This window comes from Bradyrhizobium sp. P5_C12 (assembly GCF_054049735.1).
Map to the genome: position 1 here is coordinate 202239 of NZ_JBFULU010000001.1, position 26119 is coordinate 228357.

A 26119-nucleotide genomic window follows, 5' to 3' on the forward strand; every position below is an offset into this window, starting at 1 on the left:
ACAAAAAATGGTACTCATCGCTCCTTAATGGCCTCGCGCGAAAACCGTCCGGATCACGGGCAGGCGGGCATGGCAGACGCTGGGAACGAACGAAGCTGGCAACATCTGCGCGAGTCCGCCGGACGGCTGCGCGGCTACGCGGCGTTCTGGTTCAAGGCCTTCGCGCAGCCGACCATCGATCTCAGCCTGCGGACCCATCCCGGTCATGTGACCCGGATCGTTGAAAGCCCGGGCCTGTCGCTGCCGCAGGACGAACTCGAGCGGTTGGTCGCGCAGCTCCGCACGGTCGCGGCCAAGACCTTGCCGGCCGACGAGCTCACCTACGGCATCTTCTCGGGCGAGCGCGAACGCCTCTCCCGCGCCATTGTCACGCTGATCTCCGAGGAGGACACGGGGCGCCCGATCGCGTTCAACGCCCTGTCGGTGATGCAGGTCGAGCTCGACGGCGTGCCCGTCGACGTCACCCATCTCGGGCTCGTCATGGTCGATCCCGATGCGCGCGGGCAGGGGCTGTCGTGGGTGCTTTATGGCTTGACCACACTGGTGCTGTTCCTGCGCGACGGACTGCGCCCGCGCTGGATCTCCAACGTCACCCAGGTGCCCTCGGTGGTCGGCATGGTCAGCGAGACCTTTTCCGACGTCTATCCGTCGCCGCGCCCCGAGGCGCGGCAGAGCTTTGCCCATCTCCAGCTTGCCCGCGGCATCATGCAACGGCATCGGAGCGTGTTTGGCGTCGGCAGCGATGCCGGCTTCGACGAGAGCCGCTTCGTGATCACCGATGCCTATACCGGGGGCTCCGATGCGCTGAAGAAGACGTTTGCCGAAGCGCCGCAGCATCGCGACGCGCAGTATGGCGAGTTCTGCGCCCGCGAGCTGAACTACGACCGCGGCGATGATTTCATCCAGATCGGCCGGGTCGATCTTGCGGCTGCGCGCAGCTATCTGTTCGAGCAGGTGCCGCACCGCTCGCTGCCCGGCCTGTTCGTCGCATCCGTGATCCTCGGATTGCAACGGCTGGTGCTGCCGGTTGTGTATTGGCTCGACGACAGCAGGAGCTTCGGCACGTTGCGGCCCCGGCGGGAGAGCAGCCGATGAATTCGGCGGTCATTGCCAATGCGATCGTCAATCTCTGCGGCGCGATCGGGCTCGGCGTCGCCATGCTCGCGCTCTATCGCCGCGATGCGCGCAGCCCGCTGACCGGACGCCTGATGATCGCACTCGGCATCGTCGCGCTGCTCTTCCTGATGCGCAGCACGGCGTGGCTGACCGGAAGCAGCCTGCTCGACGACCTCTCGGTGATTGCTGCCGCCGCCATTCCCTTCGGTGCGCTGATCGTGACCGAGGGGATGCTGAGGCGGCACGCGCCCCGCGCCATCAAGCTGGCGGTGATCACCGGCGCCGTCGTGCTCGGCATCGGCGGTGCGCTCGGGCTCGGGCATTTCGACATGCCCTATGCCGTCGCGCTGGCGCTGTTCCTGCTCAGTGGGTTCGCGGCTTGCGCGTTCATGCTCGCAACGCGCGACCGCCAGTCGCTGATGGCCTCCGAGAACCGCAGCATCGATCGCATGACGGTCGGCGCGATCATCGTGCTGCCCTTCATCGTCACCGATTTCGGGGCGCTGATGCCGGATATGCCGGTCAGGCTTGGCGCGCTCGGCGCGCTGCTCGTCGTCACCGCTGTCCTGATCGCCGGCAGCAGCGGCGAAGCACGCTGGCACGGCGTCCTGCTCACGGTGTTGCGGCTGGCGAGTTCGGCCCTGCTCGGTCTCGCCGCTTCCTTCGTCGCCGCCGATGTCGATGCAGCCCAGATTGCGCGCTTCTGTGCCATTGCCGTCTCGGGCGTGCTGACCATCGGCCTGATGACCGACACGTTGCGGGCCACTCTGGAATCCCGCGCACCGGGCGTGCTGAGCTCGGTCGCGATCTCGCCGGCGACCGGGCGCGACCAGCTCATCGCGGAATTGTTGCGTCATCCGCTGTTCGAGAGCGCGCAGCGCTACCGCGAGGATGACCTTGCGGCCTACGATCCTCTCCTGTTGCGCAACCGCCTCGCGACGCACCGCGTGCTGCGGCGGTCGGATGCGCCGTGGGGACACCTACCGGGCGATCCGGCCGTGGAGCGGCTGATGTCGCTGATGGCGGCCGGCAACGCGACGCATCTCGTCGTGCTCTCGCAGGACCCGGTCGACATTCTCGTGCTTGCCGTCCCCGTGATCTCTGCCGATCCCGCCACCGAGACCGCGATTGCGCTGGTGCAGCGGATCCTGATCATGGCGGACGCCGGCGCGCCGAGCCGCGCGCCCGCCTGACATCATATTGCGTCTGCGAAATGCAACCGAGCCATGACGGAACGCGCGGGCGTGCGCTCTTGCGCGCCGGTCCCACCCGGAGCACTCTGAACAAGCGGCGCAAAGAACGCCGCCAATAAAGACGGCCCGAGGAAGCATCCATGGCGGTGACGCGGATCGACTGCGACATCCACCCGGCGGTTGGCGGCACGCGCACGACGCTGTTGCCCTATCTCAGCGATCACTGGAAAGAGCAGGTGGTGAGCCGCGCCATCGACGGGCTCGATCTCACCTCCTATCCGCCCAGCATGCCGCTTTCGGGTCGCGCCGACTGGCGGCCGGCCAATGGCGCCAAGCCGGGCTCCGATCTCGCCATGGTGCAGAAGGGCGCGTTCGAGCAGTTGGGCGCAAGTCACGCCATCCTCAACGTGCTCTACGGTGCGCAGGCCGTCTTCGACGCCTACATGGCGGCGGACTTCTGCAAGGCCATCAACGACTGGATCGCTGCCGAATGGCTGGCGCGCGATTCCCGGCTGCGGGCCTCGATCGTGGTGCCGATGCAGGCGCCGGATCTGGCGATCGAGGAGATCGAGCGCCGCGCCGGCGACAACCGCTTCGTCTCCATCCTGGTGCTGGCGCAGGGCGAGACGCTGCTGGGACGGCGGCACTTCTGGCCGGTCTATCAGCTCGCGGAGAAATACCAGCTGCCGCTCGCGATCCACGCCGGCACGCAATATCGCCAGGCGCCGAGCTCGGCCGGCTGGCCGTCGCACCGCTACGAATATTACTTCGTCGAGGCGCAGGCGTTTCAGGCGCAGATCCTGAGCCTGATCTATGAGGGCGTGTTCGGCAAATATCCAAACCTCAAGGTCGTGCTGATGGAGTCCGGCGTGAGCTGGCTGCCGGCCTTCATGTGGCGCGCCAACAAGACCTGGCGCGGCGTGCGCGTCGAGGTGCCCTGGGTCGAGCGCGAGCCGGCCGCGATCATCCGCGACAATTTCCGCGTCACCATGCAGCCGTTCGACGCGCCGGGCGATGCGAAGAGCGTCGAGGAGATCATCGACCAGATCGGCTCCGACAAGATGTTCCTGTTCGCGTCCGATTATCCGCACTGGCAGTTCGACGGCGACGATCCGATCCCGCCGAACCTGCCGAAGAGCCTGATATCGAAAATGTGCGTCGACAATCCGCTGGAGACGTTTCCGCGGCTGTCGCTTGCCAACTGATTCCGGAGGTTTCGCATGAGTGACGTCATCGACCGCCCGCTGCGCGACGACGAGAAGCCTGCCGAGACGCGGCTGCGTATCGTCGATTGTGATGTCCATCCGAGCCTGCGCTCGACCGACGATCTCAACGAGTTCCTGCCAAAGCGCTGGCAGCAGCATCTGAAGGAATATGGCAGCCATCTGCGCACGCCCTATCTCTTCACCACGCCCTATCCGCGCTCCTCGCCGCTGATCGCGCGCCGCGATGCCTGGCCGCCGACCGGCGGCCCGCCCGGCTCGGACCTCGATTTCATGCGCAAGCAGCATCTCGATCCGCTCGACGTCGAGTTCGGGATTCTGCAGGTGCTGGATCTCTTCATCTTCTCGCAGCAGAACCTCGAGTTCGGTGCCGCGATCCAGCGTGCCATCAACGACTGGCAGCTGGCGTTCTGGTCGCACCGCGATCCGCGCTTGAAGGCCTCGATCCTGGTCGGGCAGGACGGCAACGAGCTTGCCATCGCCGAGATCGAGCGCTGCGCCAAAATCGGCGAGTACATCCAGATCAACGTCTCGCCGCGCGCCAATGAGCCGCTCGGCCGCCGCCGTTACTGGCCGATCTATGAGCGCGCGCAGGCACTGGACTTGCCGCTCGGCATCCATGTCGGCGGCTATGGCGGCCATGCGCCGACCGGCGGCGGCTGGCCGTCCTATTATGTCGAGGAGCACCAGTCCAACGCACATACCATCGCGGCGCAGCTTGCGAGCCTGGTCATCGAGGGCGTGCCGGAGCGCTTTCCGAAGCTGAAGTTCGTCTTCATCGAGGGTGGCTTCGGCTGGATCCCGTCTGCGGTGTGGCGGATGGACCAGCATTTCGAGCGCTTCCGCAGCGAGGTGCCGAATCTCAAGCGAAAACCGTCGGAATATGTCCGCGAAAGCTTCTGGTTCACGACGCAGCCGATCGACGAGCCCGACGAGGCGCGGCACCTGCGCTCGCTGATCGAATGGGTCGGCATCGACCGCCTGCTGTTCTCGTCGGACTATCCGCACTGGGATTTCGACGATCCGCGCTTTGCCTTCAAGACGCCGCTGACGGAAGCCGAGCGGAAGAAGATCTTCAGCACCAACGCCCGCGCGGTCTACAAGCTCTGATCCGGGGGTTCTGAAGCGATATGGCCCGTCACATCGTCGCCTCCATCTCGGAGATCCCGCCCGGCGGCAACAAGGTCGTCGATATCGCCGGGCGCGACATCGTCGTGTTCCATGTCAACGGCGAGTTCTTTGCGCTGCTGAACCGCTGCCCGCACGGGGGCGCCCCGCTCGAAAAGGCCGCCTGCGTGGCGCGGCTGACCTCGCCCGAGCCCGGCATCTATCAGCGATCGCGCGTCGGCGAGATGCTGCGCTGTCCCTGGCACGGCTGGGAGTTCGACATGCGCAACGGTCAGTCCTGGTTCGACCCGAAACGGGTCAAGATCCGGTCCTATCCGGTCGCGGTGGAACGCGGCGACGCGTTGCAGAAGGGCCCGTATGTCGCCGAGACCTTTCCGGTGCATGTCGAGGACAGCTACGTGATTGTCGAGGTGTGAGCGGCCGTTTCGGATTGTGATTTCGGCGCAGGTGCGATAAGCCTCGCCCGCATTCATGCCGGAGATGAGCTTTGTCCAAACAATCCCTGCGAGAGGAGGCCGAGCGCCTGATCCGCGAATCGATGGAAAAGAAGTCCATCGTCGTGAAGCAGGGCGATACCCGCATCGAGGCCGTCTGCGGCAAGTGCGGCGCGCCAAACCGGGTGCAGGCGCCGAAGGGCCAGACCCGCGTCAAGTTCGCCTGCAAGCAGTGTGGGCACAAGCAGGAAACGCTGTAGACTGTTTCCTCACCTCTCCCCCGTAAGGACGGGGAGAGGGAGTGAGAGAGCGGTGCTCGCCTACTCCCCCTTCACGAACTTCGCGAACGCGTCCGCATAGTCCGGATGCCAGCGCGACAGCGGCGGCCGGTTCTCGACGATGTCGCCGGCGGCCCACAGCATGCGCTTTTCGTCGAGCGCGCGCGGCACGTCGTTGTCCGGGCACAGGATGTAGAAATCGCCGGCCTCCAGCCGCGTCAGCATGAAATCGACGGTCTGCGCGGGCGTCCAGGCGCCGGCCGGCTTTTCGGTGCGGCCCTTGGCGGTGAGTTCCGTGAAGACGAAGCCGGGAATGAGCAGATGCGCCGTGATGTGGCAGCCTTCCGTGTTGCGCAGCTCATGCTGGAGCGCTTCCGTAAAAGCCTTCACGCCGGCCTTGGAGACGTTGTAGGCGGGATCGCCGGGCGGGGTGGTGATGCCCTGCTTCGAGCCGGTGTTGATGATGAGGCCGGCCTTGCCGCGCGCGATCATGCTGGGTGCGAAAATCCGCGAGCCGTTGATGATGCCCCACATGTTGACGCCGATGATGCGCTGCCAATTGTCGGGTTCGCCGAACAGCGTGCTGCCGGGCTGGATGCCGGCATTGTTCATGAGGATATCGGTGCCGCCGAAGCGCTCGCGCACCGCGCGCTCCAGTTCCGCGACGCTCTCCGCCCTGCTGACATCGACGGCGAACGTTGTCACATGTGTGGCAACCGCAACAGATGACAGTTTTGTTGCGGCCTCCGCCAGCCTGGCCTGATCGACGTCGGCGATGCACACTTTCATCCCGGCGCGGGCGAAGGACATGGCGGCGGCAAAGCCAATGCCGGACGCGCCACCCGTGATCACAGCGACATTGTCCTTGATGATGGCGGGGTGTGGCATGGATCGTCTCCGGGGAGGGCGTTGCACTCGGTCGAGCTATAACATGGCGCTCGCGCGACCCTGCACAAGTCGGCATGGGAGGTCTTCGTTCCAGGCCGCCTTTACGCCTCTCCGCCACCGCTGTATTCTCTTCGACTTAACGATCCCGCCCAGATCGAACCAATCAATCACCTGACAGGGAGTGCAGCCATGGCTGTGTCGCAGGCTATTCCGATCACGCGCCATCCGTTCGCCAACGGGTCCTACAAGCAGATGCTGATCGACGGGAAGTGGGTCGATGCTGCTTCCGGAAAGCGCTTCGAGACCCACAATCCCGCCACCGGCGAGCTGCTCGCAACCGTTGCCGAAGGCGACAAGGAAGACATCGACCGCGCCGTTGCCGCCGCCCGCCGCGCCTTCGAAGGCCCCTGGAGCAAGGTCAAGCCGTTCGAACGGCAGAACCTGCTTTTGAAGCTCGCCGACCTCGTCGAGAAGAATTTCGACGAATTGTCGCAGCTCGACACGCTCGACATGGGCGCGCCGCTCAGCCGCACCCGCGCCTACCGCCTGCGCGCCATCGGCATGCTGCGCTATTACGCCGGCCAGACCACCGCGATCCACGGCGAGACCGTCGAGAACTCGCTGCCGGGCGAGATCTTCTCCTACACGCTGAAGGAGCCGGTCGGTGTCGTCGGAGCCATCATTCCCTGGAACGGTCCGCTCACCGCGACGATCTGGAAGATCGGCCCCGCGATCGCGACCGGCTGCACCGTGGTGCTGAAGCCGGCCGAAGAAGCGCCGCTGACCTCGCTGCGCATCGCCGAGCTTGCGATGGAGGCGGGCGTGCCGCCCGGCGTCATCAACGTCGTGCCCGGCTATGGCGAGACCGCGGGCGCGGCCCTTGCCTCGCATCACGATGTCGACAAGGTCGCCTTCACCGGCTCGCATGTCACGGGACAGTCGATCATCCGCGCCTCGGCCGGCAACCTCAAGCGCGTCTCCCTGGAGCTCGGCGGCAAGTCGCCGGACATCGTGTTCGCCGATGCCGATCTCGATGCGGCAGTGCCGGGCGCCGCGATGGCGGTGTTTGCCAATTCCGGCCAGATCTGCAGCGCCGGCACGCGGCTGTTCGTCGAGCAGTCGATCTACGAGGAGTTCGTCGGCCGCGTCGCCGAGTTCGGCAAGAAGCTGCAGGTCGGCAACGGCCTCGATCCCAACACCCAGATCGGCCCGCTGGTCTCCGAACAGCAGCTGGAGCGCGTCACCAGCTATCTCGACATCGGCCAGAAGGAAGGCGCCAAGGCGCTCGCCGGCGGCGGCCGCGTCACCGAGGGCGCGCTGTCGAAGGGCTTCTTCGTCTCGCCGACGGTGTTCGCCAATGTCCAGGACAACATGCGCATCGCGCAGGAGGAGATCTTTGGTCCCGTCATCTCCGCGATTGCCTTCAAGGACATGGACGAGCTGGTCAAGCGCGCCAACGCAACCACGTTCGGCCTCGGCTCCGGCCTGTGGACGCGCGACGTCAGCAAGGCGCATGCGGTGGCAAAGTCGCTGCGTGCCGGCTCGGTGTGGGTGAACTGCTACCAGGCGATGGACCCGGCGATGCCCTTCGGCGGCTACAAGATGAGCGGCTATGGCCGCGAATCCGGCAAGCAGCACGTCGAGGAATATCTCAACGTGAAGGCCGTCTGGATCAAGACGGCGTAAGGCCCATTCCCTCCCGCGCGTTCCGCGGGAGGGAATAACTGCTTTTGCGGGGGCGGCACCTTTTTCCGTGACCGCCCCTCGCTATATGATCCGCATCCTTCCATAGCCACTTTGAGGCCAGCATGAAATTCCCGGCGTTGTTCAAACCGTTGCAGGTCGGTCCGTACAAGCTGGCGCATCGCGTCGCGATGGCGCCGCTGACGCGCATGCGCGCCGAGCGCGACAGCTTTTCGCCGCGGCCGCTCAATGCCGAATATTACGGTCAGCGCGCGACGCAAGGCGGTCTGATCGTCGCCGAAGCCTCGCCGGTGCAGTCCACGGGGCGCGGTAACCCCGCAACGCCCGGCATCTATTCGGAGGCTCAGGTCGCAGGCTGGCGCAAGGCGGTCGATGCCGTGCACGCCAAGGGCGGCATCATCTTCCTCCAGCTCTGGCATGTCGGCCGCGTCTCGCATTCCTCCTTCCATGGCGGCGCGCTGCCGGTCGCGCCATCGGCCATACCGATCAAGGCCGAAGGCATGAAGGCGATGACGGCCGACGGCAAGATCGCGGACTACGAGACGCCGCGCGCGCTGGAGACGGACGAGGTCAAGGGCATTGTCGAGGCGTTCCGGCAGGGTGCGAAGAACGCGCTTGCCGCCGGTTTCGACGGCGTCGAGATCCACGGCGCCAACGGCTATCTGCTGGAGCAGTTTTTGCAGTCGCGCAGCAACCAGCGCACCGATCAATATGGCGGCGGAATCGAGAACCGCGCGCGGCTGCTGCTGGAAGTCACGCAGGCTGCCATTGACGTCTGGGGCGCCAATCGTGTCGGCGTGCGGCTGTCGCCCCACGGCATTGCCAATGATTCCGGCGAGCCCGATCCGATGCCGCTCTACACCCATGTGGTGAAGGCGCTCGACAAGCTCGGTCTCGCCTATCTGCATTTCATCGAGCCGCGATCCAGCGGGTCGGGACGTGCCGAGGTCAACTGGCAGAACGTGCCGTCGGCGATGGTGCTGTTCCGTCCGCTCTACAGCGGCGTGCTGATGACCGCCGGTGGGTTTACCGGCGAGACCGCCAACGCGGCGATCGCCGATGGCCAAGCCGATCTCATCGCCTTCGGCCGCATCTTCATCTCCAATCCCGATTTGCCGCGCCGCCTCCAGCACGACTACCCGATCACGCCGTACAACCGCGCGACATTCTATGGCGGTGAGGAGAAGGGCTATACCGATTATCCGGTGTATGACGAACTGACGCCGGCGTAAGCGTTCTTCGTAGCCCGGATGGAGCGAAGCGAAATCCGGGTTTCGTGCCGCGAAGCGAGATCCCGGATTACGCTTCGCTCCATCCGGGCTACGGGGCTCCATCCGGGCTACGGCTTCTTCCGTCATTCCAGGGCGACGCGACGGGACCGCGCGAAACGCGGCCCGGGAGCGTCGCGCCCCGGAATGACAATCGTGTATTGTCGTCTTCGCAATGACGACGGAGAGAAACCCACCATGGCCAAAGCCGCAGTCGCCGCAGGAACTGCCAGCGGGCAATGCCTCTGCGGCAAGGTTACCTTCGAGATCGACGTCCCTGCGCGCTGGGCCTGGCACGATCATTCCGCCGCCAGCCGCCGCGCTCACGGCGCGGCTTATGCGACCTATGTCGGAAGCTGGAAGAAGCGCTTTCGCATCATTTCGGGAAAAACTGCGCTCGCCCGCTACGAGGACAAGGCGACCAAAACCGCGCGCAGCTTCTGCGCACATTGCGGTACGCCGATCGCCTACGAGCGCCCGCGAGGCCCGCACATGGTCAACATCCCGCGCGCCCTGTTCAAGGAGCGCACCGGCCGCCAGCCGCTCTATCACATCGCCATCGAAGAGCTCCAGGAGTGGGCCTATACCGGCGAGCCGCTGGTGCCGCTGAAGGGCTTTCCCGGCGTGGTCTGGCAGCGCTCCAAAAAGAAGAAGCGCGCTAGCGGTGAAGACCCTTTCGAGCTCGGCCGCGAGGAACTGCCTTAGCCTTAGCGGCGACCTTGGTCTTCGCCGCAACGGCCTTCCGCGGCGCCGCTTTGCCTCCCGCGGTATTCGCCGCCACGAAGTCGAGCCCACGCTTGACCCATTTTTTCAGCTCAGTATCGCTCTGATAGCCGTCCGGCGCGACCCGCACAAAGCCGGTCATGATGCGCCCGCGCATTTCCATCGGGCTCGTGTGCGGCTCTTGCAGCATGCGTGCATGCGCGTCTGGGCCGACGCGGATCAGCATGCCGCCGCGCCCGCTCACGGTGCAGCACATGGTGTTGTTCACCATGAAGCAGAGGCCGCCCATCATCTTCTTTTCCGCGACGTATCGCTGACCCGCCAGTAATTTGCGCACCCGCGCCGCGGTGTTCTCGTCATAGGCCATCGCGTCTCCCCGTGCAGGCTTACGCCCGAGCATGTTCCCAGCTTGAGCACGCCGGCGCAAGTCTGCCATGACGGCGCTTCCTTGCGTGCCTCGGCCAAGTTCGGCCATCATGCCTCACCTTGCGGCAACACCCGCGGGGCCTGGAGGAAACATGAAGAACAAGATCACCGGCCGCTCCGCCTTTCTCGCGCTGCTCAAGGACGAGGGCATCACCCATTTGTTCGGCAATCCCGGCACTACCGAGCTGCCGATCATGCATGCGCTGAAGGACCATCCCGACCTCACCTATGTGATGGCGATGCAGGAGAGCCTGGTGGTCGCGATCGCGGATGGCTACAGCCGTGCGTCGGGCAAGCTCGTCGCCTGCAACGTCCATGTCGCGCCCGGTCTCGGCAATGCGATGGGCTCGCTTTACAATGCTCAGTTCACGGGCACGCCGATGATCCTGACCGCGGGCCAGCAGGAGCAGGGCCACGGCCTGATGGAGCCGGTGCTCTACGGCCCGCTGGTGCGCATGGCCGAGCCACTGGTGAAATGGGCGGTCGAGGTGACGCGGCTGGAGGATCTGCCGCGCATCGTGCGTCGCGCCGCCAAGGTCGCGATGACGCCGCCGACCGGGCCGGTGTTCATCTCGCTGCCCGGCGACATTCTCAACAGCGAAGCCGGCATTGATCTCGGCCGCTCCACCCGCATCGACGCGCGCACCAGGCCGTCGGACGAGGCGCTGAAGGCCCTTGCCGCGCGGCTGCTGAAGGCCGAACGTCCCGTCATCGTCACCATGGACGAGGTGGTCAAGAGCGACGCGCTGAAGGAAGCGGCCGAGCTCGCCGAGCTGCTCGGCGCGGCCGCCTATCAGTCCTCGACGCCCTATGGCTCGCACTTCCTCTCGGAGAGCCCGAGCTTCGTCGGCACGCTGGCGCGTGTGCAGAAGGTCGCGCGCGACACGCTGGCGCCCTATGACCTCCTGATCGCGCTCGGCGGCGATCCGCTGCGGATGTCGGTCTATAGCGACGTTGACGCGCTGCCGGACGGTCTCGGCATCGTGCAGGTCGGTCTGGTCGATTGGGAGATCGCCAAGAATTACGGCGCCGAGATCGCGCTGAAGGCGGATTTGAAGGAAACCCTGCGTGCGCTGATCCCGGTGCTGAAGGAGATGGGCGGCGCGGCCCTGGCGAGCCGCGCGAAGCAGCGTCTCGCCGAGCTCGCGCCGAAGAACTGGACCGCGCGGCGCGCTGCGCTGGTCGAGCAGATCGGCAAGAGCGCCGGCCGCACGCCGATCGATCCCGACTGGATGGTGTTGCAGATGGTCGAGGCGATGCCCGACAATGCCATCCTGGTCGACGAAGGCCTCACCTCAGCCCGCCAGATCACGAACCTGCGCCCGCACCGCGACCGCTTCGGCTATCACGGCCTCGCCTCCGGCGGCATCGGCTGGGGCCTTCCAGCATCGGTCGGCGTCAGCATCGCCAATCCGGATCGTCCGGTGGTGTGCTTCTCCGGCGACGGCAGCGCGATGTATTCGATCCAGTCGCTCTGGACCGCCGCGCATCACAAGCTGCCGCTCAACGTCGTCATCGCCAACAATGGCGGCTACCGCATCATCAAGCAGCGCCTGCTCGCGTTTCACGGCGACGACAATTACGTCGGCATGGATTTCGTCGATCCGCCGGTCGATTTCGCCGGGATCGCGAAGGCGCTGGGCTGCGAGGCGATCAAGGTGAGCGATCCCCGCGAGCTGAAAGCGACGCTGTCGTCGGYGTTCAACCGGCCGGGGACGAAGCTGATCGAGGTGATGGTGGACGGGAAGGTGTGAGGTCACACTGCTTCCCAACGTCGCCCCGGCGAAGGCCGGTCCCGGCCTTCGCCGGGACGACACTGAGGGTTTAGCGCGCAGTCCCGATGACGATGTTGGGGCACAATGTCCCCACATCGTCGTCCTGGCGAAGGCCAGGACCCATACCGCGTGATCTATCGAGTGCGGGTGGTGCTAATCCCGAACGACCAGTCTTCGCCAAACTCCCTGTTGGGGTAATGGGTCCTGGCTTTCGCCAGGACGACATTGGGGGTGGCGCCTACCCCGTCTTCCCCACCCGATACCCCGCCGCCGGATGCGGCGCGCCTAACCGCGCGCGGCCTGCACCGAACAGCTTCTCCCGCAGCGTGCCTTGCGCGTACTCCGGCTTGTACCGTCCGCGCCGCGTCAGCTCCGGCACCAGCATGTCGGCGATGTCCTCGAAATCGCCGGGCGAGATCGCAAAGGCGACGTTGAGGCCGTCGACATCGGTTGCCTCGAACCATGCCTCGATCTTGTCCGCGACCATCTCCGGCGTGCCGACCACGACCGGGCCGGCGCCGCCGACGCCGACATGCTCGATGACGTCGCGCACGGTCCAGACGCGGTCGGGGTCGGCGCGGGTGACATTGTCCATCGCGCTGCGGCCGGCGTCGTTCTGGACGTGGCGCACCTGCTGGTCGAGGTCGTAGCCGGAGAAATCGACGCCGGTCCATCCCGACATCAGCGCCAGCGCGCCTTCCGGGCTGATGTGGCGGCGGTAGTCGGCATACTTTTCCCTGGCTTCGGCTTCCGTCCGCCCGAGGATGATCGTCATCATCGAGAACATCAGGATTTCCGCCGGGTTGCGGCCGACCGCGGCAGCTTCCTGGCGGATCGCGGACACGCGCGGGCCGATCACCTTGGCCGAGGGTCCCGACATGAACACGCATTCGGCATGCTTTGCCGCGAACTGCCGCCCGCGCGGCGAGGTGCCGGCCTGGTACAGCACCGGCGTGCGCTGCGGCGACGGCTCGCTGAGGTGAATGGTGTTGTTGATGCGGTAGTTCGCGCCCTCGTGGTTGACGCGATGAACCTTGGTGGGATCGGTAAAGATGCCGCGTTTGCGATCGCGCAGCACCGCGTCGTCCTCCCAGCTCCCTTCCCAGAGCTTGTAGACCACCTCCATATATTCGTCCGCGATGTCGTAGCGGTCGTCGTGTCCGGTCTGCTTCTCCTTGCCGGCGCCGCGCGCGGCGCTGTCGAGATAGCCGGTGACGACGTTCCAGCCGATCCGTCCCTCGGTGAGATGGTCGAGCGTCGACATTCGCCGTGCGAACGGGTAGGGCGGCTCAAAGGAAAGATTGCTGGTGACGCCAAAGCCGAGATTTTGCGTCACCGCCGCCATCGCCGAGAGCAGCAGCAGCGGCTCGTTCGAGGGCGTCTGTGCCGCATTGCGCAGGGCTGCGTCAGGGCTGTTGCCATAGACGTCGTAGACGCCGAGCACGTCCGCCAGGAACAGACCATCGAAGCGGCCGCGCTCCAGCGTCCTGGCGAGATCGATCCAGTAGGGCAGGCGGTTATAGTCGGCGGTACGGTCGCGCGGATGGGTCCACAGCCCCGGTGATTGATGCGCGACGCAATTCATCGCAAATGCGTTGAGCCTGATCTGCTTGGCCATGCTGGTCCCCCGGCGCCCTGTACCGGGCGCTCTTCGAATGATAGATGTGCGCCCGAACTTGGCGAAGTTCTTGCATATAACTTGCGCTTGGCAAGGCCAAAATCAGCGGCGCTGCTGCCCTTGGCAAGCCAATCTCAAGAGAGCAAGAACGAAATCCCAAGAAACTATCCAAGAACTATCCAAGAACTATCGAAGTCCCCGCCACTTTCGAAGGTCCGCCCGTCTCGGGTATGCTCCTTCGTCTTCAAACCTCGAAAAAGTAAGTCATGACCAGAGCCGACGCCATCGCCCGCGCCCGCGACGATTTCAAATCCGGTGCGTTCCTCACCGAGCTCGACCGCCGCGTCGCCTTCCGGACCGAAAGCCAGAACCCGTCGCGCGGCACGGAGCTGCGTGCCTATCTGGAACAGGAGATGGTGCCGGCCTTCGCCGCGCTCGATTTCCAAAGCCGCCTGGTCGAATCCCCCAGCGGCAAGGCGCCGTTCCTGTTCGCCGAGCATCGGGAGAGCGAAACGGCGCCGACCGTGCTGATCTACGGCCATGGCGACGTCGTCGACGGCATGGAAGGCGAGTGGCGCGAGGGCCGCGATCCCTGGCGCACCACGGTTTCAGGCACGCGCCTCTACGGCCGTGGCACCGCCGACAACAAGGGCCAGCACAGCATCAACATGGCGGCGCTCCGCGCGGTGCGCGACGCCCGCGGCGGCAAGCTCGGCTTCAATGCCAAATTCATCGTCGAGATGGGCGAGGAGATCGGCTCGCCCGATCTCGGCAAGGTCTGCGATCTCAACCGCGACGCGCTCAAGGCCGATTTGTTCATGGCCTCCGACGGGCCGCGCCTGTCCGCCGATCGGCCGACCCTGTTCCTGGGCTGCCGCGGCGGCATCCGCATCCATCTCGACGTCAATTTGCGCGACGGCGGGCACCATTCCGGCAATTGGGGCGGCGTGCTCGCCAACCCCGCGACGATTCTGGTCAACGCGATTGCCACGCTGGTCGACGGCCACGGCCGGCTTCAGCTCGACGCGCTGAAGCCGCCGCGGCTCACCAACCAGATCCGCAGCTATCTCGCCGACGTGCAGGTCGTCCCGACCGAGGACGAGCCGGCGCTCGCGGAGAATTGGGGCGAGGAGGGCCTGTCGGCAGCCGAGCGCCTCTACGCCTGGAACACGCTCGAGGTGCTGGCGATGTCATCCGGCAATATCGAGAAGCCAGCCAACGCCATTCCCGGCCACGCCAATGCCGTGCTGCAACTGCGTTTTGTCGTCGGCACCAGGATCGACGGCCTCATCGACGCCGTCCGCGCCCATCTGGTCGCAAAGGGCTTTCCGATGGTCGAGGTGCGGGCGGCGCAGAGCTTCGCCGCCTCGCGCACCGATTTCGACAGCCCCTGGATCAAATGGGCGGCGGATTCGGTGCAAGAGACCACCGGCAAGACGCCGGCGGTGTTGCCGAATTTCGGCGGCTCGCTGCCCAACGACGTGTTTTCCGAGATTCTTGGCCTGCCGACGATCTGGGTCCCGCACTCCTATCCCGGCTGCTCCCAGCATGCGCCCAATGAGCACATCCTGCTGCCATTGACCGAAGAGGCCTTGACGGTGATGGCCGGCCTGTTCTGGGATCTCGGGGAATTGCCCAAGCCACTCACCTGAGCCGTTAACCTGAGCCGTGATCCAGCCGAAAGTCACATTCTAATCCGGGCCGATTTGTGCTTGCATCCGGCCGCATCATCCTGAAAGGGGACCAAAAAAGTGAAACATTTCCGTAGCATCGGCCTCGCGCTCGCCGCGACCTTCGTCGTCAGCCAGGCTGGGGCCCAGGAACTGACCGGCACGCTGAAGAACATCAAGGACACCGGCGCCATCACCCTCGGCTTCCGCGACTCCTCGATCCCGTTCTCCTATCTCGACGACAACCAGAAGCCCGTCGGGTTCGCGATGGACATCTGCTACAAGATCGTCGACGCCGTGAAGAAGGAGCTCAAGCTCGACAAGCTCGAGGTCAAGCTCAATCCGGTGACCTCGGCGACCCGTATCCCGCTGATGGCCAACGGCACCATCGACCTCGAATGCGGCTCGACCACCAACAATGCCGAGCGCCAGAAGCAGGTCGCCTTCACCAACACCCACTTCCTGACCGCCAGCCGCTACGTCTTCAAGAAGTCGAGCGGCCTGAAGTCGATCGACGATCTCAAGGGCAAGACGGTGGTCTCGACTGCCGGCACCACCAACATCAAGCAGCTCACCGAAGCTAACGTCGCGAAAGGCCTCGGCGCCAACATCATCCCGGCCAAGGACCACGCCGAATCCTTCCTGATGGTCGAGACCGATCGTGCGGTGGCCTTCGTGATGGACGACATCCTGCTCGCGAGCCTGGTTGCCGGCTCGAAGTCGCCGGACGACTACGTCATCTCCAAGGACGCCTTCTCCAAGCCCGAGCCCTACGGCATCATGCTGCGCAAGGACGACGCGCCCTTCAAGAAGGTGGTCGATGCGGCGACCGCCGCGCTCTACACCTCCGGCGAGGGCCAGAAGATCTACGAGAAGTGGTTCACCCAGAAGATCCCGCCGAAGGGCCTGAACCTCAACACGCCGATCTCGGCCGAGCTGAAGAACGAGTTCGCAAAGCCGAGCGACTCGCCGAACCCGGACGATTATAAGTAAGTTGCTGTTTGCCTCTCCCCGCACGCGGGGAGAGGAAGCAAATTCCGGCCATTCTGGAGGGAGTGGCCGGACATTTGCATAGACGTTTACGACATCTGTGATTGGCGCGTTCGCGCGGGGGACTCGTGAACTACCACTGGAACTGGGGAATTTTCTTCGAGCCGAATCCGATGGGGACCGGCACCTATCTCGACATGCTGTTGTCGGGCCTGGTGCTGACCCTGAAGACGGCGGTGCTCGCCTGGATCATCGCGCTGATCTTCGGCTCGCTGATCGGCGTCATGCGCACGCTGCCGTCGCGGGGCGCCTACTGGTTCGGCTTCTGCTGGGTCGAGTTCTTCCGCAACATGCCGCTGCTGGTGCAGCTGTTCCTGTGGTTCTTCGTGCTGCCGGAACTGCTGCCGAAATCCGCCGGGCTGTGGCTGAAGCAACTGCCGAACGCGCCGTTCTGGACGGCCGCGATCGGCATCGGCTTCTTCATGTCGGCCCGCGTCGCCGTGCAATTGCAGGCCGGCATCGGCTCGCTGCCGCGCGGACAGAAGATGGCGGCAACCGCGCTCGGTCTCACCACCGTGCAGGGCTATCGCTACGTCCTGCTGCCGATGGCGTTCCGCATCATCCTGCCGCCGCTGACCTCCGAGTTTCTCAACACCATCAAGAACACGGCGGTCGCCATCACCATCGGCTTGATCGAATTGACCGGACAGGCGCGATCGATGCAGGAATTCTCGTTCCAGGTGTTCGAGGCCTTCACCGCCGCGACCATCCTCTATCTCCTCGTCAACGCCGTCGTCGTGACCGGAATGCGCTTCCTCGAGCGCTACGTCGCGATTCCCGGCTACATCACGGGGAAATAGCGCCATGTTCGGTAATCTCGATTTCGACGTCATCCGCCGCGCGCTGCCCTATTTGTTCTATGAGGGCATGACGTTCACGGTGACCCTGACCGCGCTCGCCGGTCTCGGCGGCCTGGTCTTCGGCACGGCGATCGCACTGATGCGGCTGTCCGGCTACAAGGTGCTCGGCCGCATCGCCGGCGTCTATGTCGACTTCATGCGCTCGCTGCCGCTGGTGCTGGTCATCTTCTGGTTCTACTTCCTGGTGCCCTATATCGGGCAGTGGGTGACCGGCGCGTCGCGGCCCATCAGTGTCGGTGCGTTTGCCTCCTCGCTCATCACCTTCATCATGTTCGAGGCGGCCTACTTCTCCGAAATCATGCGCGCCGGCATCCAGTCGATCTCGCGCGGCCAGCCGGCCGCCGCCAACGCGCTCGGCCTCACCTACGCTCAGACCATGCGCTACGTCGTGCTGCCGCAGGCGTTCCGCAACATGCTGCCGGTGCTGCTGACGCAGACCATCGTGCTGTTCCAGGACACCTCGCTGGTCTACGTGCTCTCGATCCCGGACTTCCTGGGTGCGGCGAGCAAGGTCGCACAGCGCGACGGTCGCCTGGTCGAGATGTACCTGTTTGCCGCCGTCGTCTACTTCACCATTTCCTGTGTTGCGTCCTTTGGCGTTCGCCGCCTCCAGGCGCGCATCGCCATCATTCGATAGAGCGTGTCGATCATGATCGAAATCAGCCACGTCAACAAATGGTACAGCCCGACCTTCCAGGTGCTGACCGACTGCACCACCAGCGTCACCAAGGGCGAGGTGGTGGTGGTCTGCGGCCCCTCGGGTTCGGGCAAGTCGACGCTGATCAAATGCGTCAACGCGCTCGAGCCGTTCCAGGAGGGCGACATCAGCGTCGACGGCACCAAGGTCAACGATCCCAAGACCGACCTGCCGAAACTTCGCTCGCGCGTCGGCATGGTGTTCCAGCACTTTGAGCTGTTCCCGCATCTCAAGATCATCGAGAATCTCTGCCTTGCCCAGCAGAAGGTGCTTGGCCGTTCCTACGACAAGGCGGTGGCGAAAGGCATGCAACTGCTGGATCGCGTCGGCCTGAAGGAGCAGGCGCAGAAGTTTCCCGCGCAGCTCTCCGGCGGCCAGCAGCAGCGCGTCGCCATCGCGCGCGCGCTCGCGATGGATCCGATCGTCATGCTGTTCGACGAGCCGACCTCGGCGCTCGACCCCGAAATGGTGAGCGAGGTGCTCGACGTCATGGTCGATCTCGCCCGCGAAGGCATGACCATGATGGTCGTGACCCACGAGATGGGTTTTGCCCGCAAGGTCGCCAACCGCGTGATCTTCATGGACCGCGGCGAGATCGTCGAGGATGCGGCGAAGGAGGATTTCTTCGGCAAGCCGCGCAGCGACCGCGCGCAGAAGTTCCTGTCGAAGATTCTGTCGCATTAACTCCCTCTGTCATTCCGGGGCGCGACGCAGTCGCGAGCCCGGAATCCATAACCACCATCGGGAGTATGGATCCCGGGCTCGCGCTACGCGCGCCCCGGGATGACGAAGAGTAGGGTTTATCGGGCTCGCCAAATCTCCTATACCGGTGGCCAAATCCCCTTCCCCTCCAGGAGACCTGCCTTGGACTCGATCGCCTACGTCAACGGCTCATTCGTCCCGCTCTCGGACGCCAAAGTCTCGGTCCTCGATCGCGGCTTTCTGTTCGCCGACGGCATCTACGAGGTTTCCGCCGTGCTCGACGGCAAGCTGGTCGACAACGCCTCGCATTTGGCGCGGCTGGAGCGCTCGGTCGGCGAGATCAAGCTGAGGCTGCCGGAGACGGTCGAGCGCATCACCGAGATCCAGAAGGAGCTGATCGCGCGCAACAAGGTCGAAAGCGGCCTCGTCTATCTCCAGGTGACGCGCGGCGCCGACAAGGGCCGCGATTTCCCCTTCCCCAAGGGCAACGTCAAGCCGAGCCTGGTGATGTTCACCTCGGAGAAGGACATCATCAACGCGGCGTCGGCGAAGACCGGCATCAACGTGATCACGGTGCCCGACATCCGCTGGGAGCGGCGCGACATCAAGAGCGTGGCGCTGCTGGCACAGGTGCTGGCGAAGCAGGCCGCTGCCGAAGCCGGCGCGGGCGAGGCCTGGATGCTGCAAGACGGTTTCGTCACCGAAGGCGGCTCGTCCTCGGCCTTCATCCTCACCAAGGACGACGTCATCGTGACCCGGAAGAACTCCAACGCGATCCTGCCGGGCTGTACCCGTAAGGCCGTGGTGGCGCTCGCGGAAGAACGCCAGCTCCGCGTCGAGGAACGTTCCTTCACGGTCGCCGAGGCGCTCGCCGCCAAGGAAGCCTTCATCACCTCGGCCTCGCAGTTCGTGCAGCCGGTGGTCGCGGTCGACGGCAAGAAGGTCGGCGACGGCAAGCCCGGCCCGATGGCGACGCGGCTGCGCGAGATCTATGTGGAGTTCGCCAAGGCGACTGCGGTTTAGCCACACTCTCAGCTATCGTAGGGTGGGCAAAGGCGCGCTTGCGCCGTGCCCACCTCTTCTCTCGCGTTCGCTGAAGAAGCGGTGGGCATGCTTCGCTTTGCCCACCCTACGAGACTCGGCTGCGAGGGACGCGCCACGGCCTACGCCACCGACGCCTTCACCTTCACCGGGTGAATCGCCCGGAATGCGATCGCCAGCCTGTTCCAGGCATTGATGGCCCCGATCAGCATGGTCAGGTTCACCGTCTCGGCATCGGAGAACTGCGCACGGACCTGCTCGTAGACGTCGTCCGGGGCATGCGTCTCGGAGATCAGCGTGACCGACTCGGTCCACGCCAGCGCGGCGCGTTCGCGGTCGGTATAGAGCGGGGATTCGCGCCAGGCATTCAGCAGGTAGATGCGCTGCTCGGTCTCGCCGCGCTTGCGAGCGTCCTCGGTGTGCATGTTGATGCAAAAGGCGCAGCCGTTGATCTGCGACGCCCGGATCTTGACGAGCTCGATCAGCGATTTCTCAAGTCCCGTGGACTGGATCTGCTCTTCCAGCGCCATCAGCGCTTTCATCGTGTCGGGGGCGGCCTGGTAGAAATTCATGCGGGGCTTCATGGTCGTTCTCCTTGCTCCTTCAAGTTGAGGTCAGTGGGCTCCCCCGGCCGAGGTGTGGCCGGGCTTCTTCAGGAAGAGGGTTGCGATCAGGGCGACGATCAGTGCCATGCCGAGCAGATAGAAGGTGTCGCTGAAGGCGAGGATGTAGGCCTGCTTCTGCACGATATGGCCGATCGCGACATAGGCGCGATGCGAGGCGTCGGCGCGGTCGAGGATGCCGTGGTTGACGAAATATTGCGTGAGCTGCTCCAGCCGGGTGCGGGTGGCCTGCTCGAACACCGAGACCGACTGCATCAGCACGTTGGAGTGGTACTGCTCGCGCTTGGTCAGCACGGTCTGGAGCAGCGCGATGCCGACGGCGCCGCCGAGATTGCGCATCATGTTGAACAGGCCGGACGCCGAGCCCGCGTTCTCCGCCTCGATGCCGGCGGTCGCGACCGCCGAGAGCGGCGCCATCACCAGCGCCTGGCCGATGGCGCGGACCACGTTAGGCCAGAGCAGCTGATCGGCAGCATAATCGCTGGTCATATAGATGTTCAGGAAGTTGGACGCCGCGAACAGCACGAAGCCGACACCGATGATGATCCGCGCGTCAAACCGCTGCATCAGGCGCGGCACCAGCGGGATCAGCACGAGCTGCGGCAATCCGGTCCAGGCCAGCACCATGCCGATCTGCTCGGCATTGTAACCCTGAATGCGCGACAGATATTGCGGCAGGATGAACACCGAACCGTACAACGCGATGCCGAGCAGGAAATTCGCGAGCATCCCGAAGCCGAAATTGCGGCGGACCAGCAGGCGCAGGTTCAACAGCGGCTTCTTGACCGTGAGCTCGATGATCAGGAAGACGGTCAGCGCGACTGCGGCGATCACCGACAGCTTGACGATGAAGGGTGAGCCGAACCAGTCGTCCTTGTTGCCTTCTTCCAGCACGGTCTGGAGCGCGGACAGGCCGATCGCCATGGTGATGATGCCGGCCCAGTCGCCCTCGCGCAGCAGCGAGAGCTTCATCGGCCTCGCATCCAGCGCGTACCAGAGCATGCCGACCATGATCGCGCCGGGCACGAGGTTGACGTAGAAAATGTACTGCCAGCCGAAATTCTCGGTGAGATAGCCGCCGATGGTCGGGCCGATCGCCGGCGCAAACGTCGCCGACAGCGCGAACAGCGCCAGGCCGATCGGCTGCTTGGCACGCGGCAGCAGCGTGATGATCAGCGTGAAGGCCATCGGGATCAGCACGCCGCCGGTAAAACCTTGCACCGCGCGCAGCACGATCATCTGCGGCAGGTCCTGCGCCAGCGCGCACGCTGCCGACAGAGCCAGGAAGAGGATCGCGTTGGTGAGGAGGTAGATGCGGATCGAGAACACCTGGGCGAGCCACCCCGACAGCGGGATCACCACGATCTCTGCGATCAGATAGGACGTCGAGATCCAGCCGCCGTCGTCGATTCCGGCGCCGATCGCGCCCTGGATATCGGCGAGCGAGGCGTTGACGATCTGGATGTTCAGCACCGCCATGAAGGCGCCGAGCGTCGCGCCGATCACTGCGATCCAGGTCTTGGCCAACACGGCCGGAGTCGTGGGGGCCGCGGCCGGCGCGGGGAGGTTGGCGGCGGAGGCGGCGTTGATGGCCGGTTGGAGCGTGCTCATGGAAGCCTCGTCTCGGTTACGGAGACAGGATGCATTAGGCGGATGGTTTCGATAATCGGCGGAGTTCTGGAAGGATCATCCGGCAGGGTTTGACAATCCTGCCGCATGCCCCCTGAGGTCAGCCGCCGTTCGGGCGAGAGGTGTTGTCGGCGATGCGCCTAGCCGTCTCGCGTTCGGCCAGCACCGCCTGCTTGGTGTCTACCGTTGGCACCGCGGACATGCCCGGCCGCAACAGGCCGGTCAGGCTGTGATCGTCGAGCACGATCTTCACCGGGACGCGCTGCACGATCTTGGTGAAATTGCCGGTGGCGTTGTCGGGCGGCAGCAGCGCGAATTCGAGCCCGCTGGCCGGCGACAGGCTGTCGACATGACCGCGCAGGGTCTGGCCGCGGAAGCTGTCGACGCGCAGCTCGACCGGCTGGCCGGGACGGACATGGGTGAGCTGCGTCTCCTTGAAGTTGGCGACCACATAGACCGCATCGAGCGGCACCACCGCCATCAACTGCGTACCGGCCTGCACGAACTGGCCGACGCGCAAGCTGCGGGCGCCGACCGTGCCGTCGACCGGTGCGGTGATCTCGGTGTAGGAGAGGTTGAGCTCAGCCTGCTGCGCGACCGCACGGGCACGTTCGAGCTGGGCCGTGGCCTGGGCGCGCTGGGTGGTGAGCACGTCGACCTTGCGCTGCGCCGCCAGCAGACCGAACTTGGCGTGCTGCAACTGCGCGCTGCTGGCGCGTAGCGCCGCATCGGTCTGCTGCGCGCGCTGAATCGTGCCGGAGCCCGATTTCATCAGGTCGTCGTAGCGGGCGCGCTCTTCCTGCGCGAATTTCAGATTGGCGTCCGCAGCCGTGACATCGGCCGTGCTCTGCTCGATGATCGGCTGCTGAAGCTCGAGCTGGGCATCGAGGTTGCGCACCGAGGCTTCCGCCGCCGCGACATCGGCGCGGGCCTGGTCGAGCGCCGCCTTGAAGTCGCGGTCGTCGATCTTCGCCAGCAACTGTCCGGCCTTGACCTTTTCGTTGTCGCCGACCAGGACCTTCGCGATGTAGCCGGAAACCTTCGGCGCGACGATCGTCGAGTCCGCCTTCACATAGGCGTCGTCGGTCGTCTCGAGATAGCGGCCGTTGGTCCAGTAGTCGTGGCCGTAATAGACAGTCGCTGCCGTGCCTGCGAGGAGCGCGAGCACCAAGGCCGCGTGCCGGACCCTGTTCCGGACCGGCATAGGCAGCGGTGACTTGGAATAATCTTGAGTTATTTCAGTCGCTTGCTGGAATTTTTCGGTGCGGGGCATCTCGGACATGACGGTCTCCTATCGGCTGGCAGGGACTATCGGTCTTTCCAGTTCGAGCGATAATCGGCGAAATGCTAGAAGGATTATCCACTCGGAGTGGATAGTCCGCGGACCTCGCCTGAGGTGTGTATGGTCTACCCAACCAGACGTGCGACTGCCCCAGAGCGATTGCCGCGCCTGTCGAGCGATTGCTGCCAACGCCTGCGCGATGCCGCACGCGGGATGATCTGGTAGATAATCGGGGCGAATTCCTTGAGATTATCGATCAAGAGCGGATAATCAGGCGGCATGGACCGATTGACCAGCCTCGAAGTCTTTAGCCGGGTGGTCGAGACCGGCGGCTTCTCTGCCGCAGCCCGCAAGCTCAACATGTCGACCACCATGGTGAGCAATCATGTTCAGGCGCTGGAAGACCGGCTCGGGGTGAGGCTGCTTCAGCGCACCACGCGCAAGGTCAACCTCACCGAGATCGGCAAGGCCTATTACGACCGCTGCGTCCAGATCCTCGCCGATATCGAACAGGCCGACGATATCGCGAGCGAATTGCAGTCGGTGCCCCGCGGCACGCTACGGATCCACGTCGCCACGCACATGGTGCCGTTTGTCACGCCCATCGTGGCGAAACTCCTGTCGACCTATCCAGAGCTCAAGATCGATCTGCGCATGGGCGAAGCCGACGTCGACCTCATCGAGGAAGGGTATGACGTTGCGGTGCGCATGACCCCACCGCCGGATTCGAGCCTGATCGTCCGCAGTCTCGCCACCTGGCGCCACGTGCTGTGCTGCTCGCACGACTATCTCGAGAGGCATGGTCGCGTGCGGAAGCTCGATGAGCTCACCGCGCACAATTGCGGCCGTCACGTGAATTATCCCTTCGGCGATGATTGGCGCTTCTTCGATCGCAAGGGCGCGCCGGCATCGGTACGGATCTCCGGCAGCTTCATCACCAACAGCGGTGAGGCCTTGCGGAAGGTGGCGCTGCAAGGCGCCGCGGTCTGTCTGATGGCCGGGTTTCTCATTCGGGACGATCTCGAAGCCGGTCACCTCGTTCGGCTCCTGCCCGAATATCGTCCTGTCGAGATGTCGATGAACGCGGTCTATCCGCACAAGCATCATCTGTCGGCGAAGGTCAGGACCTTCATCGACATGCTCGTGCACCACAGCGCCGAACAGCAGAAGCTGATCAATCCGTATTCATGACTGGCGCGGCGGCACACCGTAGGGTGGGCAAAGGCGCGCTTGCGCCGTGCCCACCATCTTCCTGCGAATCTACAAGAGGTGGGCACGCTTCGCTTTGCCCACCCTACAAGGATCTCGGACCCGCAACGCTCTAGCGCGACGGCGGCGGCAGCCGTCCGAATACGGCGTCGAGCGCGATGCCGATCGCAAGCAACCGGCGGTCGCTTCCGGCCGGGCCGTCGAGTTCGAGACCGACAGGCAGTTGGCTCGTGGCGCCAAGCGCGATCGGAATCTGGATGCCGGGAATGCCGGCATTGCTGCCGGGATCGGTGTTCTGGATGAACAGGCCGAAATTTTCGAGACTGCTGGAGTCGGGACCGGAGGCAATGGCGACGCGTGGCGTGGTCGGGAAGGCGATGGCGTCCAGCCTGTTGCCGGCAAAGGTGCTCTCGTAGAGCGCTTGCAGCGCCGGGCGCGCGGTCTTGATTGCGTGGTCATAAACCGGCTTGGCATCGACCAGCGTGTTGTCGGGCCCGAACAGCTCGCGCGGGATCACCAGGCCGTCATAGGTGCCCTTCACGTCGGGGCTGGCGATCTCCTTTGCCAGCGCTTCGACGGTGATACCGGTGCCGGTGTGTGCGAGATAGGCGACCAGGTCGTCATAGGCCTCGTACAGCGCGACGGGAAAGCTGGCCTGGCCGTTGAGCTCGGCGAGTTGCGGCATCTCGATCTCGATCATCGTGATGCCCTGCGCTTTCATCTGCGCGACCGCCGCGTGGAAGGCGGCTTCGGTGTCGGCATCGAGATTGGCCAGCATGGTCTTCACGATGCCGATGCGGACCTGCTTCAGATCGGCCGGCGCAACGGGCTCACCGCCAGCAATGACGCGGTCGAGCAACGCGACATCGGCCATGGTCGCAGCCATTGGCCCTGCGGTGTCGCGGGTGTGGGAGATCGGCGCGATGCCGTCTTGCGGATAGCGTCCGACGGTCGGACGCAGCGAGGCGCATCCGTTCAGTGCGGCAGGCACCCTGACCGAGCCGCCGGTGTCGGTGCCGAGGCCTCCGGCGACGATCCGCGCGCCGATCGCGGCCCCCGTTCCGGAGGACGAACCGCCCGCGATCAGGCGCCTGTCATAGGCATTGCGCACGCCGTATTCGGAGCCGGTCTTGAACGCGGTGTTGTAGCCGGAAATGCCGAAGGCGAGCTCGTGCATGCTGGTCTTGCCGATGATGATCGCGCCGGCGGCACGCAGCCTTGCTGCCACGGGGGCGTCGCCTTTCGGGACGAAGCTCATGAGCGCCGGCGTTCCTGCGCTGCAGGGCAAGCCGGCCACCTCGATGTTGTCCTTGATCACGATGGGAACGCCGCCGAGCGGTTTTGTCTTGTCGCCCGTTGCGTCGAACGCAGCCGCGGCCTTCAGGGCGCCGGCCTCGTCCACGGTGACGAAGGCGTTGAGATCCGTGTTGGCTTTGGCGCGGGCAAGGGCTTCCGTGGTGAGCGCGGTGCTCGTGACTTTTCCGGCGCGAAGCTCGGCCGCGGCCTGGGTCAGGGTCAACTGGTCAAAATCCATGATGCGTCACCCGATTGCAGGGGCACCATGAGGGTGCTCCTTCAAGGA

The 26119-nt window shown here is 64.8% G+C and carries 24 protein-coding genes; 17 read left to right on the forward strand and 7 right to left on the reverse strand.

Going from position 1 to position 26119, the window contains the following annotated elements; genetic code table 11:
• Nucleotides 1–69: 69 nt before the first annotated feature.
• From ACXJMY_RS00965 to ACXJMY_RS00990, 6 genes are all read left to right on the forward strand, one after another.
• Nucleotides 70–1095: a hypothetical protein gene (locus ACXJMY_RS00965; RefSeq protein WP_456617438.1), complete on the forward strand. Its 1026-nt coding sequence runs from the start codon at nucleotides 70–72 to the stop codon at nucleotides 1093–1095.
• A complete protein-coding gene (locus ACXJMY_RS00970; protein ID WP_456617439.1) occupies nucleotides 1092–2309 on the forward strand; it encodes a hypothetical protein in 1218 nt (405 codons plus the stop codon). Before ACXJMY_RS00965 ends, ACXJMY_RS00970 begins: the two co-directional genes overlap by 4 nt.
• A gap of 140 nt (nucleotides 2310–2449) precedes the next feature.
• Nucleotides 2450–3514, forward strand: coding sequence for an amidohydrolase family protein (locus tag ACXJMY_RS00975; RefSeq protein WP_456617440.1), 1065 nt, complete (start codon nucleotides 2450–2452; stop codon nucleotides 3512–3514).
• A 15-nt stretch (nucleotides 3515–3529) separates the two neighbouring features.
• Complete coding sequence (locus tag ACXJMY_RS00980; RefSeq protein WP_456617441.1) at nucleotides 3530–4642, forward strand: amidohydrolase family protein; 1113 nt, start codon at nucleotides 3530–3532, stop codon at nucleotides 4640–4642.
• A 20-nt stretch (nucleotides 4643–4662) separates the two neighbouring features.
• A complete protein-coding gene (locus ACXJMY_RS00985; protein WP_456617442.1) occupies nucleotides 4663–5076 on the forward strand; it encodes a Rieske (2Fe-2S) protein in 414 nt (137 codons plus the stop codon).
• A 71-nt stretch (nucleotides 5077–5147) separates the two neighbouring features.
• Nucleotides 5148–5354 carry a hypothetical protein gene (locus tag ACXJMY_RS00990; RefSeq protein ID WP_456617443.1) on the forward strand — a complete coding sequence of 69 codons (207 nt, stop codon included), beginning with the start codon at nucleotides 5148–5150 and terminating at the stop codon, nucleotides 5352–5354.
• A gap of 60 nt (nucleotides 5355–5414) precedes the next feature.
• Here the strand turns inward: ACXJMY_RS00990 and ACXJMY_RS00995 are convergent, their stop codons facing one another.
• Complete coding sequence (locus tag ACXJMY_RS00995) at nucleotides 5415–6260, reverse strand: SDR family NAD(P)-dependent oxidoreductase (RefSeq protein WP_456617444.1); 846 nt, start codon at nucleotides 6258–6260, stop codon at nucleotides 5415–5417.
• 189 nt (nucleotides 6261–6449) lie between these two features.
• Here ACXJMY_RS00995 and ACXJMY_RS01000 point away from each other — a divergent pair, with 189 nt between their 5' ends.
• From ACXJMY_RS01000 to ACXJMY_RS01010, 3 genes are all read left to right on the forward strand, one after another.
• Complete coding sequence (locus ACXJMY_RS01000; RefSeq protein ID WP_456617445.1) at nucleotides 6450–7946, forward strand: aldehyde dehydrogenase family protein; 1497 nt, start codon at nucleotides 6450–6452, stop codon at nucleotides 7944–7946.
• A 122-nt stretch (nucleotides 7947–8068) separates the two neighbouring features.
• On the forward strand, nucleotides 8069–9196 hold the full coding sequence (locus ACXJMY_RS01005; protein WP_456617446.1) for an alkene reductase: 1128 nt from the start codon (nucleotides 8069–8071) through the stop codon (nucleotides 9194–9196).
• Between the two features lie 234 nt (nucleotides 9197–9430).
• Nucleotides 9431–9937 (forward strand): GFA family protein, encoded by a 507-nt coding sequence (locus ACXJMY_RS01010; RefSeq protein ID WP_456617447.1) that lies wholly within the window; start codon nucleotides 9431–9433, stop codon nucleotides 9935–9937.
• Here the strand turns inward: ACXJMY_RS01010 and ACXJMY_RS01015 are convergent.
• The gene (locus ACXJMY_RS01015) at nucleotides 9891–10322 is read right to left on the reverse strand and encodes a TfoX/Sxy family protein (RefSeq protein ID WP_456617448.1); all 432 of its coding nucleotides are present in this window, start codon (nucleotides 10320–10322) and stop codon (nucleotides 9891–9893) included. The two genes, ACXJMY_RS01010 and ACXJMY_RS01015, sit on opposite strands and share 47 nt — an antisense overlap.
• 151 nt (nucleotides 10323–10473) lie before the next feature.
• Between ACXJMY_RS01015 and ACXJMY_RS01020 the strand changes: the two genes are divergently transcribed.
• Entirely contained in the window at nucleotides 10474–12135 is a 1662-nt protein-coding gene (locus ACXJMY_RS01020; protein ID WP_456617449.1) for a thiamine pyrophosphate-binding protein, read from the forward strand.
• A gap of 259 nt (nucleotides 12136–12394) precedes the next feature.
• Here the strand turns inward: ACXJMY_RS01020 and ACXJMY_RS01025 are convergent, their stop codons facing one another.
• Nucleotides 12395–13774 (reverse strand): LLM class flavin-dependent oxidoreductase, encoded by a 1380-nt coding sequence (locus ACXJMY_RS01025; protein WP_456617450.1) that lies wholly within the window; start codon nucleotides 13772–13774, stop codon nucleotides 12395–12397.
• A gap of 266 nt (nucleotides 13775–14040) precedes the next feature.
• On the opposite strand from ACXJMY_RS01025, the gene ACXJMY_RS01030 reads away from it, so the two are divergent.
• From ACXJMY_RS01030 to ACXJMY_RS01055, 6 genes are all read left to right on the forward strand, one after another.
• The gene (locus tag ACXJMY_RS01030) at nucleotides 14041–15426 is read left to right on the forward strand and encodes a M20 family metallopeptidase (protein ID WP_456617451.1); all 1386 of its coding nucleotides are present in this window, start codon (nucleotides 14041–14043) and stop codon (nucleotides 15424–15426) included.
• 99 nt (nucleotides 15427–15525) lie between these two features.
• Entirely contained in the window at nucleotides 15526–16437 is a 912-nt protein-coding gene (locus ACXJMY_RS01035) for an amino acid ABC transporter substrate-binding protein (protein WP_456617452.1), read from the forward strand.
• A 125-nt stretch (nucleotides 16438–16562) separates the two neighbouring features.
• The gene (locus tag ACXJMY_RS01040) at nucleotides 16563–17294 is read left to right on the forward strand and encodes an amino acid ABC transporter permease (protein WP_456617453.1); all 732 of its coding nucleotides are present in this window, start codon (nucleotides 16563–16565) and stop codon (nucleotides 17292–17294) included.
• Between the two features lie 4 nt (nucleotides 17295–17298).
• The gene (locus ACXJMY_RS01045; RefSeq protein ID WP_456617454.1) at nucleotides 17299–17991 is read left to right on the forward strand and encodes an amino acid ABC transporter permease; all 693 of its coding nucleotides are present in this window, start codon (nucleotides 17299–17301) and stop codon (nucleotides 17989–17991) included.
• Nucleotides 17992–18003: 12 nt separating this feature from the next.
• Entirely contained in the window at nucleotides 18004–18735 is a 732-nt protein-coding gene (locus ACXJMY_RS01050) for an amino acid ABC transporter ATP-binding protein (protein ID WP_456617455.1), read from the forward strand.
• Nucleotides 18736–18915: 180 nt separating this feature from the next.
• Nucleotides 18916–19776: a D-amino-acid transaminase gene (locus ACXJMY_RS01055; RefSeq protein ID WP_456617456.1), complete on the forward strand. Its 861-nt coding sequence runs from the start codon at nucleotides 18916–18918 to the stop codon at nucleotides 19774–19776.
• A gap of 140 nt (nucleotides 19777–19916) precedes the next feature.
• Here the strand turns inward: ACXJMY_RS01055 and ACXJMY_RS01060 are convergent, their stop codons facing one another.
• The 3 genes from ACXJMY_RS01060 to ACXJMY_RS01070 all read right to left on the reverse strand — a co-directional run bounded on the left by ACXJMY_RS01060 (nucleotide 19917) and on the right by ACXJMY_RS01070 (nucleotide 23328).
• Nucleotides 19917–20378 (reverse strand): carboxymuconolactone decarboxylase family protein, encoded by a 462-nt coding sequence (locus tag ACXJMY_RS01060; protein WP_456617457.1) that lies wholly within the window; start codon nucleotides 20376–20378, stop codon nucleotides 19917–19919.
• Nucleotides 20379–20408: 30 nt separating this feature from the next.
• Nucleotides 20409–22028 (reverse strand): MDR family MFS transporter, encoded by a 1620-nt coding sequence (locus tag ACXJMY_RS01065; protein ID WP_456617458.1) that lies wholly within the window; start codon nucleotides 22026–22028, stop codon nucleotides 20409–20411.
• 118 nt (nucleotides 22029–22146) lie between these two features.
• Nucleotides 22147–23328 carry an HlyD family secretion protein gene (locus ACXJMY_RS01070; protein ID WP_456617459.1) on the reverse strand — a complete coding sequence of 394 codons (1182 nt, stop codon included), beginning with the start codon at nucleotides 23326–23328 and terminating at the stop codon, nucleotides 22147–22149.
• A gap of 279 nt (nucleotides 23329–23607) precedes the next feature.
• Here ACXJMY_RS01070 and ACXJMY_RS01075 point away from each other — a divergent pair, with 279 nt between their 5' ends.
• A complete protein-coding gene (locus tag ACXJMY_RS01075; protein ID WP_456617460.1) occupies nucleotides 23608–24519 on the forward strand; it encodes a LysR family transcriptional regulator in 912 nt (303 codons plus the stop codon).
• A gap of 130 nt (nucleotides 24520–24649) precedes the next feature.
• Here ACXJMY_RS01075 and iaaH read toward each other — a convergent pair whose 3' ends face one another.
• Nucleotides 24650–26071 (reverse strand): indoleacetamide hydrolase, encoded by a 1422-nt coding sequence (gene iaaH / locus ACXJMY_RS01080; protein WP_456617461.1) that lies wholly within the window; start codon nucleotides 26069–26071, stop codon nucleotides 24650–24652.
• Nucleotides 26072–26119 lie beyond the last annotated feature (48 nt).